Source organism: Staphylococcus sp. HMSC14D10 (assembly GCF_001808125.1).
Taxonomy (GTDB): Bacteria; Bacillota; Bacilli; order Staphylococcales; family Staphylococcaceae; genus Staphylococcus; species Staphylococcus haemolyticus.
Genome location: NZ_KV792245.1, coordinates 103087 through 115599, shown reverse-complemented (window position 1 = coordinate 115599; position 12513 = coordinate 103087). Strand labels below are relative to the sequence as shown.

Sequence of the window (12513 nt, the reverse complement as noted above, 5' to 3'; positions counted from 1 at the left end):
AAGAAATTCTACAAGCTAAGCAAGCTGGGGATACGACAAAATAAATTTTGAGAAATTATTATTTCTGTCCCACTCCCGTGCTTTTAATATTTTTTAAACTGATAAATATCTAACTTGAGTGATTGACAAAAACTAGGGAACAACCTATCATCAATAATGAAAACGTTTTCGTTAAAGGTGGTACTATGGCAACAATAAAAGATGTAGCTCAGAGAGCAGGGTTATCTATATCGACGGTTTCAAGATATTTAAATCATCATCCTTATATTTCTGAGGATAAGAAAATTAAAATCCAACAAGCGATGGATGAACTTGATTATGTGCCAAATTCAGTCGCTATGCAATTGCGTTCTAACAAGTCGTATACGATTGGTATCATTGTACCTAGAATTACGAATCCATATTTCGCGTATTTGATTGATGCAATTGATAAAAAAATTAAAGGCACACCATACCATATGTTAATTATGCAAACATATAATGATAAAGAAGAGGAATTAAGATTATTAAATATGTTTAAGCAAAGACAAATTGCTGGTGTGATAATGGGCGCACTTGAAAATGACATAGAGGTTTTAGAGACGTATACGAAATATGGACCTATTATTTTATCGGCAGATCAGTCAATGCAGTCTGATAAAGTGAAGATTATACATACCACCCAACGTCAAACGACGTATGATGCCATTCAATACTTAATTAATAAAGGATATCGAAACATAGCTTATTGCACGGACAATAATTACTATGATCATTGCTTCAATAAACCTAGAAATGTCGGATTTAGAGTAGCGATGAAAGATAATGGTCTAGATATTAGAAATGAATGGATTTTTAATAATGTTCATACAATTGAAGATGGTGAGCAGATAGGGAAAATATTGTTGCGACAAGAACAGTTACCAGATGCTATATTTACAGGTAGCGATGAAGTGGCATTAGGGTTAATGCACTTTATGACTGCCCATCAAATAGATATTCCTAACCAAATCGCCATTTTGGGATATGATAATCAACCCATTTCTAGTTTATTGAAGATTCCATTATCGACAGTCAATCAACCAGTCAATGACATTGGTATGCAATTGATTAACTATTTATTGGCATTACTTGAAGAGACAGAATTTGAAATCAACAATAATGTATTAAAATTAAATAACGTAGAACGACAAAGCACATAAATAGAGCTTTCCATTTCGAATTTCAAACGAAGTGGAAGGCTTGTTTTGATTTATAAATCAAACAAGGATACTTAAATATTGTAAGTAATTATTTTTATGTGTAAAATGTAAATAACATCTATGTATAATACATGCAAAAGTTAATAAGGGGATGAGTAGCATGGTAAATGTAAAAAAACAAAGAATGAAAATTTACGTACTAGACAATGGACGCATGAAGATGGATAAAAACTTGATGATTGCTAATTCAAACCAAGCGACGATGGATAATCCAAATCAGCCTAATGAAATGCATGAATTTCCTATTTATACTGTATTCATTGATCATCCTGAAGCAAAGATTTTATTCGATACAGCATGTAATCCAAATGCTATGGGAGATAATGGGCGTTGGATTACAGTAACACAAAAAGCGTTTCCATACTTTGCTGACGAAGCATGTCATTTACCTAATCGACTTGAACAAATTGGCATAGACCCTAAAGATGTTGATATTGTTGTGGCCTCTCACTTGCACTTAGATCATGCAGGATGTCTTGAATACTTTACAAATGCGACTGTCATAGTGCATAACGATGAACTCAACGGAACAATGCAATCTTATGCACGTAACCAAAAAGAAGGTGCGTATATATGGGCGGATATAGACGCATGGATTAAAAACGATTTAACTTGGAAGACTATGAAACGAGATGAAGATTATTTAAAACTCGTAGATGGCGTTAAGGTCTTGAATTTTGGCAGTGGTCATGCATGGGGCATGATTGGCTTAGAAATTGAAACTGAAGAACTTGGAACAATTATTCTCGCCTCAGATGCTATTTATACGAAAGAAAGTATGGAACCAACACTTAAATCTCCAGGTATCTTGTATGATTCGGTTGGTTGGACAAATTCTGTAGAAAAGATAAAAAAATTAGCAGCAGAGAAAAACGCACAAATTTGGTTTGGCCACGATGGAGAACAATTTGCAAAATTTCGAAAATCAACAGACGGATATTATGAATAGGGACTTTCAAGGGAGTGTTTAATTATGAAAACAAGAGCAGCAGTATTATATGAAATGGAAGCATCTCAACCTTATAAAGAATCGAAACCTTTAAAAATTGAGAGCTTAGAGTTAGAAGATCCTCATGAGCATGAAGTATTGCTAAAAATACATGCAGCAGGGCTATGCCATTCAGACTTATCAGTAATTAACGGCAGTAGACCTCGATCTTTACCAATGGTACTTGGTCATGAGGCAACTGGCGAAGTATTAAAAGTTGGAAGTAGTGTCACAAGGGTGAAAGAAGGTGACCATGTAGTTTGTACCTTCATTCCAAGCTGTGGTAAATGTATACCATGTAAAGAAGGACGTCCAGCTTTGTGTGAAAATGGAGCTAAAGCAAATGAAAAAGGCGAAATGTTAGAAGGAGGTATTCGATTATCTAATGAAGATGGACAAGTATATCATCATTTAGGTGTCTCTGGATTTGCAGAACACGCAGTTGTCTCTGAAAATTCTATTGTAAAAATCAGTGATGAAATACCATTTGAACGTGCAGCAGTATTTGGTTGTGCTGTCATTACAGGTATTGGTGCTGTGATGAATACAGCTCAAATTCGTCCAGGTAGTAATGTTGCTGTAGTTGGACTAGGTGGTATAGGATTAAATGCCATTATTGGTGCTAAGTTAGCAGGTGCAAATGAAATTATTGCATTAGATATTAATGAAGACAAATTTGATTTAGCTAAGCAGTTTGGAGCTACCGCGACATTTAACTCTAGTGATGATGATATAGATGAACAAATTAAAGAATATGTGCCTGGCGGAGTAGAATATGCATTTGAAACAGCAGGGGTTGTTCCAGCAATGCAAGTCGCCTATAAAATTACTAAACGAGGGGGTACTACAGTAACAACGGGCTTACCTCATCCTAAAGATGAATTTTCATTTCCACAAGTAACATTAGCTGCAGAAGAACGGACAGTTAAAGGTTCTTATGTAGGAAGCTGTGTTCCTGATAGAGATATTCCTCGTTTTATAAGTTTATATAAACAAGGAAGATTAAACATTGATCCACTCATTAGTGAAGTGATTACTCTAGATGATATCAATGAAGGATTTGATAAATTAGCTGGTGGTGATGTCGGTAGAATTATTGTTAAAATGCATTGATTGAAATTAAAAATTTGAGACTGAATAACGAAAAGTCCTCTATTTCAAATGAATGAAGTAGAGGACCTTGTTGTATAAAGTCAAAATTAAAGTGCTTTCTCCACTTTCCAATACACAATAAACATATACCACAGCATTACTACCAATTCTATGCCTAAACCAGTCATGATGATAATGTCAGTACTTCTCATCATACCTACAATTTCAATCACTACTCCGATAATTCCAAACAATAATAACACCCATAAGTATTTTAAAGAATAGATGCCAAATTGTTTTTGTGCTTTAATCCAATTACGATCATTGACCATTGATTTCGTTGTTCGATAACCGTACCAACGATTGCGCTCGGTAGGTGGATGGAATTTAAAGATATAACCAAAGCAACCCATAACAAAGCTTAATGGCAATAATATCATATTATAAACTCCCTTAATAATTTATCGACTATACAACTAAATGATATATTAAAATTTTTTCTTATCCAAATTGCATTAAAATTAGTAATTGTCTAAAATGAAAATTAAAGAGTTCGTTAATAAATGTTATGCAACTCAACTAAAATATGTTTTGAATATAAAAGACGTTGAAATTCTTCAATGAAAGAAGGCGTACTTTGTGATTAAGTATTATGTTAGTTGTTTAGTACTATTTTTCACTTTTGCAATTCTCTGTGGCATGGCACTGGCTGAAGATGTTACTGATGAAGCATCAGTGGTTGCAGTAGGAGATAATTTAATACACCCCGTTGTCTATAATGATGCACTGCAACAAGATGGGTCATTCAATTTTAAGCCTATGTATTTACATATTAAGAACGACATACAATCACCTGACCTTGCATTTATTAATCAAGAATCTCCATTAGGTGGGGATGATCGCCCATTTTCAGGATTTAAGAACTTCAATACTCCGAGTCAGATTGCTCAAGATGTTGTCGAAACCGGATTTGATATGGTAAATGGTGCCAATAATCATTCATTAGATCAAGGTGATGAAGGTGTCCTAAATCACCTCAAGACATGGAATAAGTTTGATAAACAAGTTTTATTTACAGGTATTTTTAATTCGGAAAAGGACGCTCAAACGATACCAGTTATGACTGTGAATGGTATTAAGGTGAGTTTACTTAGTTATACATATGGTACAAATGAAATGACATCACAATATCCTTACACAATTAAAACGTTTGACGAAGCTACTATTAAACAGGATATACAAAAAGCAAAACAACAAAGCGACGTAGTGATAGTGTCTGCCCATTGGGGAAATGAAAATCACCATACACCAAATAAGACACAGAAGAAATACGCTCAATTATTTGCGGATGAGGGTGTAGATGTTGTCATTGGTACACACCCACATGTCATTCAACCGGTTAAATGGGTGAAGAGTAAGCGTGATAATCATCAAACACTTGTCGCATATTCATTAGGTAACTTTCTGAATGGGCAAAATACTGGAGATGAACATAATCAATTATTAGGAAGACTAAATTTTGATATAGTTAAAGCGCCTAAAGGTGCACATATTGAAAATGTGAAGTGGACGAGTATGGTCAATCATTATCAACAGTGGGATCCTACCAATAAAGACACGAGACATGATTTTGAAGTGTATAATTTAGATGATTATAATGAGAAATTAGCCCAACAACATGGATTAATAAACGATAAGAAAAGTCAATGGGATATAAAACATCTTCAAGATATCACGAAAGATGTCATTGATTCTGAATACTTGGATGAAAAGAGTATATGATGCAAAAAAGCCTGTGACATGGCAGAACATGCGACAGGCTTATTTTAATAATTGTAGATGACCTATTTATTCTGTGCTGCAAAGGCTTTTGAAATGTCGCGAAGTTTAGCTGGTGCGTCATCCCACTTCATTGTGACTTCAGTGAAGTGTAATTGCTCTGGAGCAGCGTTAATGGCGTCAAAGACGTTCTGTAAGTCATTCGATGTTTTCACGTCATGCACAATAACATTATCGCCACCGAACACTTTAGGTAAGGCTTTATAATCCCACATACGGATATCATTGTACGTTTCTTCCATGCCGTGGATTAAACGTTCTACTGTATAACCATCGTTATTAATCACAAAGATAATCGGTTTGATATCTTGGCGGATCATCGTAGATAACTCTTGAACTGTAAGTTGTAATGAGCCATCCCCGATTAGTAAGATGTTACGGCGATTTGGATCAGCCATTTGCGTACCTAAAGTAGCTGGTAGAGTATAACCGATAGAACCCCATAATGGTTGTCCTATAAACGTCATGTCTTTCGGTAAAGCTAAATCATACGCACCGAAGAATGATGTACCTTGCTCAGCTAATAAGACATCATCCTCTTTAATGAATTGTTGCATCATGTCAAAGTAAGTTGATTGCGTTAAGATATCATCTGATAATGCGACTTCTTTTGATGTCCCTTTTTCAAAAGTAGGGAACGAGCCCTCATATCGATAATCAATGGTATTAAGTCCATCAATTAAGCTAGGTAGCGTCACATCTTCAGCAACCGTTTCATTCAATTTAAAGTTATGATGATTAAGCATAACCACATCATCAATATCAAATTCATAAGAGAAACCGGCTGTAGCTGAGTCAGTTAATTTAGCGCCAATATTTAAAATGGCATCACTGTTATCGACATAATCTTTAATTTGGTCTTCTGCAATTTTGCCATCGTAAATGCCAATATAATAGGGGTTCTCTTCGTTAAATGCCCCTTTACCTAATGATAATTGAGCGACTGGAATGTGTGTTTGATTAACAAATTGCTCGAGTGCTTTGTGTAAGTGAAAACTGTTGATTTCATAACCTGTGATAATGACTGGTTGTGAAGCGGAGCGTAGTTTGTCAGCGACCATATTAATATATCGATCAACATTTACGTCTGGAATTGGTGCGACATCATACTCTGAATCTACCTCGATTTCAGTCATTGCAACATCAATAGGAAGATGAATGTGCACTGGGCGACGTTCATGAATAGCAGCATTAATGACTCTAGGGATTTCAGTTGTTGCGTTCTCAGCAGTAATGTATGCTTGCGCTGTCGTAATGTGTTCGAACATCTTTTGATAGCTATCGAAACGACCTTCACCCAATGAATGGTGCACATACTTACCGGCTTGTTCTACTGCTTGCGTTGGCGCGCCTGTAATTGCAATCACTGGGACACGTTCAGCATACGAACCTGCGATACCGTTAACAGCACTTAATTCACCAACACCAAATGTAGTAACGAGCACGCCTAGTCCATTGATACGTGCATAGCCATCTGCAGCATAACTACCGTTAAGTTCATTAGTCGTTCCTACCCATTCAACGCCTTCATGACGTACGATGTCATCTAGAAAAGCTAGGTTGAAGTCTCCTGGCACGCCAAAGATTTTGTCGACGCCTGCATGATGTACTGCATCCATTAAGTATTGTCCTACACGTTGTTTCATATTCATTCCACCTTTATTTATAAATTAGAATACACTTACAATATAATTATATTGGCTAATAAAGTCAATTTAGTTGACCTTTTTTCGACTGTTTTTTGAAAATTGATTATAATGTGTATAATCATTCATAAATGGAAAAGGAAAGAAATCTATGGATAGTAATAAAAATGATTATGAACATATGTTATTTTACTTCGCATATAAGACATTTATAAAAACGGCAGATGAAATTATTGAAAAATACGACATGAGTCGTCAGCACCATCGCTTTTTGTTCTTCATTAATAAATTGCCTGGTATTACCATTAAGCAATTATTAAAGACATTAGAAATCTCTAAACAAGGATCACATGCGACGTTGCGTAAATTGAAGGAAGAAGGGTTAATTGTTGAACAAACATCTGAAGAAGATCGACGTGTGAAACAATTATTTCCAACGCCTAAAGGCAGTAAGTTAGTTGATAAATTAAATAAAGCACAAGATGAATTAATGCAGAGTACCTTTCAGAAGGTAGGACATGATTGGTATGACATCATGGAAGAACTATCGAATTACAGAGAAGGATTTCAAGATATTCAGCATTTGAAAGATGAGAAGTAAATAGGATTGAATAGTAAAAAGGCATTGCGTAAATGACTACGCAATGCCTTTTAATATGCTTATTAGAAATTTTTACCCATTTCTTGTGCTTCAGTAATTGAAGCGGCTTTAATTTCTTCTGTTCTCTCTGGTTCCGCATTATGACCTTCAATAATTACATTTTCGTATGAAGGTACACCTAAGAATGTCATGATTGTTCTTAAGTAACGGTCGCCACTTTCAACATCTGCAGCTGGACCTTCTGAATAGAAACCACCACGTGATTGAATGTGTAATACTTTTTTATCTGTTAAAAGACCTTGAGGACCTTCTGCAGTGTATTTGAATGTTTTACCTGCAATTGAAATTGCGTCAATGTACGCTTTCAATACAGGTGGGAATGATAAGTTCCACATTGGTGAAACGAAAACATATTTATCAGCTGAAAGGAATTCTTCTAAAATTTCACTGAAACGATCAACTTTTTGTTGTTCATCTTGATTAAGTTCATCGCCATTTCTTAATTTACCCCAACCAGTTAATACATCTTTATCAATAACAGGGATATCTTCTTTGAATAAATCAATGTGCTTCACTTCATCACTTGAATGATTATCTTTGTATGAATCAATAAATGCTTTACCAGCAGCCATAGAATTAGAAGCTAATTCATCTAATGGGTGTGCTGTAATGTATAATAATTTTGTCACAGTCGTGCATCTCATATATATTTATTTCGAAATCGATATAATTAATATACTCGATTTTCAAAATAATACAATACTTTTCATGAAAAATCAGACCAATGGTGTATAAGATAATTAAACGTGACTTTAAAAATGAACAATTTTAAGTGTATAATATAGGTAAATTTAGATTTTAATATTTAAGAAATCTAATAAATGTAGAACCTTAAAGGAGTGACAGACATGAAGGGATTATTAATTACAGTAGTTTTAGGCGTAGCTGCATATGTTGGTTTCAAAAAATACCAAAACAAAGTAAACGAAATGCCAAATATTGAATATTAATGTTTTAAGCCAAGATATCTCTGTGTAGAAATATCTTGGCTTTTTTATATTTATGTAAATTACATAATTATTGTTTGTTGGAGAGACCTTAATTGAGGAAGAGGATAAATGTAAGTATAACTTTTTAAGACAAATAATGAATTTATTGCATAAGGACATATATTGACCGTTCAAAATTGTATAATGTACGGATAAAGAAATCTGAAAGTTTTACTCGGAATTACATAGCTATAAAATGAATTTTTATAAATAAGCTACTAATTCATTACGCAAGTAGTTTATTTATTGCATATTTACATGATAGTTACATTAGTTTTAACGTAAATTCTAACTAATATTATAAGATAAAATGTAATGGTTTTGATGAATGTAAAGAATATATTTTGTAATGTTGAAGAAAAACAAAATTAATTCGCAATTACAAAAAAATAATATTGAAGCACGTCCAGTATGGAAACCAATGCACTTACAACCATACTTTGAATCTTATGATTATATAATGGTTGATGGTATAGATAACAGTGCCTATTTATTTGACCATGGAGTATGTTTACCATCAGGTTCTGATATGACAGATGAGCAGCAAACACGAGTGATTGAAATTATTAAAAGTCTATAAAAAATGAGTGATTAATATTATGAAAAAAAAGAAATCAACTACTTTTAAAGTAATTATTACAATACTGATTATATTATTAGTACTTATTGTTGCTGCAGCTATTTTTGTCTTTACGAAATTACATTCATTAAATAATTCAATTAATGAATCCTTAGATAGAGATCATTCCCAATTAAGACAAAAGGCAGCAAAAGAGGGAGACCCTATGACGGTTGTGCTTTACGGTATAGATGACGATGCTGAAAGACAGCAAGAAAATCTCGGGCAACGTAGTGACTCTATCGTCTTGATGTCAATTAACCCAGAGGATAAAAAAACTGTAATGGTAAGTGTACCTCGTGATACACGTGCTAAAATTGTTGGACATGGAACTACCGAAAAAATTAACCATGCTTATGCATATGGTGGTCCCAAAATGGCAGTCAACTCATTGGAAAAATTAATGGATGTACCTGTTGACCATTATATTTCTATTGATATGGATGGCGTTAAAACAGTAGTAGATGAACTTGGTGGAGTTACAATTACGAGTAATGGCTCTTTTATAACTAAAGATAGTACCAATACCTATCAATTCACTAAAGGTGAGCAATACAAAATGGATGGTAAAAAAGCTTTAGCTTACATGCGTAGTCGTAAGGAAGATGGTGCTGGTGGCGATGAAGGTCGTCAATTGCGTCAACAACAAGTAATTACAGCAGTTGCTAGAGAAGCATTCTCTGTTAACTCAGTAACTAAATTAAACGGTATATTCAAAGCTGCTCAAGATAACTTGAAAACAGATTTAAGCTTCGTACAGTTAAATCGCTTCAAATCTGACTATGATAAAGCACAAGACAATGTTAAACGTTTAACAATTAACGGTCAAAATGCACTTGGTGATGACAATCTATACTACTTCTATCCTGATAAAAATAGTCTAAAAGAAGTTAATGAGAAATTAAAAGAAAACTTAAATCTTAACTAAATGAAAGCACCTTGTCGATGATATAAATCATTGACAAAGTGCTTTTAAATTGCAATTAACCTTTATTATACTTAAATTTTTAGTCTTAATTATTGTTGGTTTTGATTAGATGTTACATCGTTATTAAAGAAATCAAAGATATTTTTTGCGCTATCTGTATTATCATTATTACCAGCAAATTTATTTTCACCTGGTCCATGTGCATATGTGTTTACGTCTTCACCTGTATGACCATAAGTAGTCCAACCAGTGTGAGATTCATCGTTGATTGGTTTTTGAATCGCATCTTGAAGTTTAGTAGTTGCTGCAGCTACTTTTTCATCGTCTTCACTTTTAGCTTTATCTTGAGCTTCTTTCAATTCTTTAGCAGCGTCTTTAACTTTATCCATTTGTTTAGAAGGGAATTCGATACCATAACCTTCGTTGATTACTTTTTCAGGATCTTTGCCATCTGCAATTTGTTTAGTCATGTAGCTACCAGAGTGTTTCATTTTATGAATTGCTTCTGGATTCCATACGTAATCTTTCCCTTTAGCAATTGATAAACCACCAGTTGAATGATCGGCAGTTGCTACAACTAAAGTGTCTTTGTGTTTGTTTGAGTAGTCTATTGCATTTTGGAAAGCTTTTTCAAATCCGCCCATTTCTGACATAACACCAGTAATGTCGTTAGGGTGTCCTGATTTATCGATAGACGCACCTTCGACCATTAAGAAGAACCCTTTATCATTCTTTTCTAGTTTAGATAAGGCACTGTTTTCCATATCTACTAATAATGGATTACTTTGTGGTGCATCGATTTGTAAAGGCATATCTTTTTCAGAGAATAAACCTAATACTTGATCACTTTGTGAATTAGCAAGTTCATCTTTGTTTGTTACATAATCATAACCGTCTTTTTGGAACTTATTCGTTAAATTACCATTTTCTTTACCGAAGTATTTAGAACCGCCACCTAAAATAACATCAGCTTTATGTTGACCATTAATTTTGTCATTGTAAAACTGTTGCGCGATTTCGTCTTTCTTATCACGGTCATCAACGTGTGCAGCATATACGGCTGGTGTTGCATCTGTTACTTCAGCAGTTGTCACAATACCAGTTGATTTGCCAAGTTCTTTCGCTTTTTCTAGAACGGATTTTAATGGCTTTTTATTATTATCTACTGAAATTGCACCATTATATGTTTTGTGACCAGTTGCAAAGGCTGTACCACCTGCAGCTGAATCTGTTACATTCTCTTTAGGGTCATTAGGGTTAGTACGGTTAGTACCCTTTAAATATTTGTCAAATGCAGTTTGATCTAATTCTTTAGTATTTGGATTGTCGGCATAGTAACGATAAGCTGAATTGTATGCAGGTCCCATACCATCGCCGACCATGAAAATAACGTTTTTAGGATTCTTTGTGTTACCGATGGCCATGTAATCTTCATTTTGTCCTTGTTGGCCTTGGTTACCTTCGCCAGAACCTGACGCGAATGACACGTGTGTTGTCCCTAATACAGATGCAGCTAAGATTGAACTTGCTACTGTTGTTTTACCAAATTTATTGATGAAACTCATTTAAAAAAAGCCTCCTAATATGTATATTGTATAGTTGTTACACTATTCATATTAAGAAATTTAATTTGATTTTCAGTTAGTATAAAGTTATTTTTAAGTAAAGTAATTGTAAACAATTATTAATGAATAGAATTTATTTTATATTTAGTTTTATCATATGTTGTAAACGTTTTACTTTTATAATTGTTAAAAGTGAGTTATAATACCAATAAATAAAATAGTTCGTCTTATTAAGAGTGAGTGGAGGGAATTGGCCCTATGAAGCTCCAGCAACTGCGTTTGACGTGAGGTGCTAAATCCAACAGGAGTTCCTGAAAGATAAGAAGATGTCCGTGAGCGCTTCTTATTTAAGGAGGGCTATTTTATTTACCCAAATTTAGAAAAGGTGGTAAATCTTATGGAAACATTGAAAGAACTATTTGAACAATTAGACTATTGGGAGCAATATTCACCAAAGAGCTATGGTGGAAGTATGTTGAGAGTAGCCAAAATAGGAGAAGCCAAAACACAAATATACGACAGTATTTCAATAGAAGATATTAGAACTTACATCTTAAATAAAAAGTAATATCTAATCTGTACTTATGAGTCGCAATTAAATTTATAATCTTTATTATGATTGAAGCGGTACGTTGAAATAGTCATTATTTCGGTATCGCTTCAGTTTTTTGATGTTCATTTTATAAGTAAAGTTGTAAAATGAAGACTAAGACGATGTATCAATCAAATATAAAATATAGAGGTGTTCAATCGATGATATTTGTAATGTTATCACCACTACTCATCATTGGATTTATCGCATTATCAATAATGGAAGAACGTAAACGTAAAAAGAAAACTGAACAAAAAGAAGCAGAATTTGAAAAGGAAAAGAATAAAGTTTCAAATCCTGATTATGACGACGACCACAAAGCTTAATAAATCATTAGTAATGAAAGGTGAGCA

The 12513-nt window shown here is 33.9% G+C and carries 13 protein-coding genes, 1 pseudogene and 1 riboswitch; of the genes and pseudogenes, 10 read left to right on the top strand and 4 right to left on the bottom strand.

Annotated elements, in window-relative coordinates; all coding sequences use genetic code 11:
* The first annotated feature begins 185 nt into the window (after positions 1-185).
* The 3 genes from HMPREF3134_RS04255 (at position 186) to HMPREF3134_RS04245 (ending at position 3342) form a co-directional block, all read left to right on the top strand.
* Positions 186-1181, top strand: coding sequence for a LacI family DNA-binding transcriptional regulator (locus HMPREF3134_RS04255; RefSeq protein ID WP_037551475.1), 996 nt, complete (start codon positions 186-188; stop codon positions 1179-1181).
* A 160-nt stretch (positions 1182-1341) separates the two neighbouring features.
* Positions 1342-2190 carry an AhlS family quorum-quenching N-acyl homoserine lactonase gene (locus HMPREF3134_RS04250; protein ID WP_070440984.1) on the top strand — a complete coding sequence of 283 codons (849 nt, stop codon included), beginning with the start codon at positions 1342-1344 and terminating at the stop codon, positions 2188-2190.
* 24 nt (positions 2191-2214) lie between these two features.
* Positions 2215-3342: a zinc-dependent alcohol dehydrogenase family protein gene (locus HMPREF3134_RS04245; RefSeq protein ID WP_037551478.1), complete on the top strand. Its 1128-nt coding sequence runs from the start codon at positions 2215-2217 to the stop codon at positions 3340-3342.
* An 86-nt stretch (positions 3343-3428) separates the two neighbouring features.
* On the opposite strand, the gene HMPREF3134_RS04240 is transcribed toward HMPREF3134_RS04245, so the two are convergent.
* Positions 3429-3761: an SdpI family protein gene (locus HMPREF3134_RS04240; RefSeq protein ID WP_037551487.1), complete on the bottom strand. Its 333-nt coding sequence runs from the start codon at positions 3759-3761 to the stop codon at positions 3429-3431.
* A gap of 259 nt (positions 3762-4020) precedes the next feature.
* Here HMPREF3134_RS04240 and HMPREF3134_RS04235 point away from each other — a divergent pair, with 259 nt between their 5' ends.
* Entirely contained in the window at positions 4021-5103 is a 1083-nt protein-coding gene (locus HMPREF3134_RS04235) for a CapA family protein (protein ID WP_176743870.1), read from the top strand.
* Between the two features lie 62 nt (positions 5104-5165).
* Here HMPREF3134_RS04235 and HMPREF3134_RS04230 read toward each other — a convergent pair whose 3' ends face one another.
* Entirely contained in the window at positions 5166-6806 is a 1641-nt protein-coding gene (locus HMPREF3134_RS04230) for an alpha-keto acid decarboxylase family protein (protein WP_070440979.1), read from the bottom strand.
* Between the two features lie 151 nt (positions 6807-6957).
* Between HMPREF3134_RS04230 and HMPREF3134_RS04225 the strand changes: the two genes are divergently transcribed.
* Positions 6958-7407: a MarR family winged helix-turn-helix transcriptional regulator gene (locus HMPREF3134_RS04225; protein ID WP_037551495.1), complete on the top strand. Its 450-nt coding sequence runs from the start codon at positions 6958-6960 to the stop codon at positions 7405-7407.
* Between the two features lie 62 nt (positions 7408-7469).
* Here HMPREF3134_RS04225 and HMPREF3134_RS04220 read toward each other — a convergent pair whose 3' ends face one another.
* Positions 7470-8096, bottom strand: coding sequence for an FMN-dependent NADH-azoreductase (locus tag HMPREF3134_RS04220; RefSeq protein ID WP_070440976.1), 627 nt, complete (start codon positions 8094-8096; stop codon positions 7470-7472).
* 219 nt (positions 8097-8315) lie between these two features.
* Between HMPREF3134_RS04220 and HMPREF3134_RS11760 the strand changes: the two genes are divergently transcribed.
* The 3 genes and pseudogenes from HMPREF3134_RS11760 (at position 8316) to HMPREF3134_RS04210 (ending at position 10003) form a co-directional block, all read left to right on the top strand.
* Entirely contained in the window at positions 8316-8417 is a 102-nt protein-coding gene (locus HMPREF3134_RS11760; RefSeq protein ID WP_016930637.1) for an SE2200 family small protein, read from the top strand.
* 400 nt (positions 8418-8817) lie between these two features.
* Positions 8818-9036, top strand: a pseudogene (locus tag HMPREF3134_RS04215) (DegT/DnrJ/EryC1/StrS family aminotransferase); the annotation flags it as partial.
* A 19-nt stretch (positions 9037-9055) separates the two neighbouring features.
* Entirely contained in the window at positions 9056-10003 is a 948-nt protein-coding gene (locus tag HMPREF3134_RS04210; protein ID WP_070440973.1) for an LCP family protein, read from the top strand.
* Between the two features lie 89 nt (positions 10004-10092).
* Here HMPREF3134_RS04210 and HMPREF3134_RS04205 read toward each other — a convergent pair whose 3' ends face one another.
* Complete coding sequence (locus HMPREF3134_RS04205) at positions 10093-11568, bottom strand: alkaline phosphatase (protein ID WP_070440970.1); 1476 nt, start codon at positions 11566-11568, stop codon at positions 10093-10095.
* A gap of 224 nt (positions 11569-11792) precedes the next feature.
* Positions 11793-11893: riboswitch (SAM riboswitch) on the top strand.
* Between the two features lie 72 nt (positions 11894-11965).
* On the opposite strand from HMPREF3134_RS04205, the gene HMPREF3134_RS12200 reads away from it, so the two are divergent.
* Both HMPREF3134_RS12200 and HMPREF3134_RS11960 read left to right on the top strand, forming a co-directional pair.
* Positions 11966-12136: a hypothetical protein gene (locus tag HMPREF3134_RS12200; RefSeq protein WP_176744128.1), complete on the top strand. Its 171-nt coding sequence runs from the start codon at positions 11966-11968 to the stop codon at positions 12134-12136.
* A gap of 185 nt (positions 12137-12321) precedes the next feature.
* Entirely contained in the window at positions 12322-12486 is a 165-nt protein-coding gene (locus tag HMPREF3134_RS11960) for a hypothetical protein (RefSeq protein ID WP_016930641.1), read from the top strand.
* Positions 12487-12513 lie beyond the last annotated feature (27 nt).

Excerpts from the sequence above, each read along its gene's own strand:
- HMPREF3134_RS04255 (WP_037551475.1), top strand. The coding sequence starts at position 186 with ATGGCAACAATAAAAGATGTAGCTCAGAGAGCAGGGTTATCTATATCG.
- HMPREF3134_RS04250 (WP_070440984.1), top strand. The coding sequence starts at position 1,342 with ATGGTAAATGTAAAAAAACAAAGAATGAAAATTTACGTACTAGACAAT.
- HMPREF3134_RS04245 (WP_037551478.1), top strand. The coding sequence starts at position 2,215 with ATGAAAACAAGAGCAGCAGTATTATATGAAATGGAAGCATCTCAACCT.
- HMPREF3134_RS04240 (WP_037551487.1), bottom strand. The coding sequence starts at position 3,761 with ATGATATTATTGCCATTAAGCTTTGTTATGGGTTGCTTTGGTTATATC.
- HMPREF3134_RS04235 (WP_176743870.1), top strand. The coding sequence starts at position 4,021 with ATGGCACTGGCTGAAGATGTTACTGATGAAGCATCAGTGGTTGCAGTA.
- HMPREF3134_RS04230 (WP_070440979.1), bottom strand. The coding sequence starts at position 6,806 with ATGAAACAACGTGTAGGACAATACTTAATGGATGCAGTACATCATGCA.
- HMPREF3134_RS04225 (WP_037551495.1), top strand. The coding sequence starts at position 6,958 with ATGGATAGTAATAAAAATGATTATGAACATATGTTATTTTACTTCGCA.
- HMPREF3134_RS11760 (WP_016930637.1), top strand. The coding sequence starts at position 8,316 with ATGAAGGGATTATTAATTACAGTAGTTTTAGGCGTAGCTGCATATGTT.
- HMPREF3134_RS04210 (WP_070440973.1), top strand. The coding sequence starts at position 9,056 with ATGAAAAAAAAGAAATCAACTACTTTTAAAGTAATTATTACAATACTG.
- HMPREF3134_RS04205 (WP_070440970.1), bottom strand. The coding sequence starts at position 11,568 with ATGAGTTTCATCAATAAATTTGGTAAAACAACAGTAGCAAGTTCAATC.
- HMPREF3134_RS12200 (WP_176744128.1), top strand. The coding sequence starts at position 11,966 with ATGGAAACATTGAAAGAACTATTTGAACAATTAGACTATTGGGAGCAA.
- HMPREF3134_RS11960 (WP_016930641.1), top strand. The coding sequence starts at position 12,322 with ATGATATTTGTAATGTTATCACCACTACTCATCATTGGATTTATCGCA.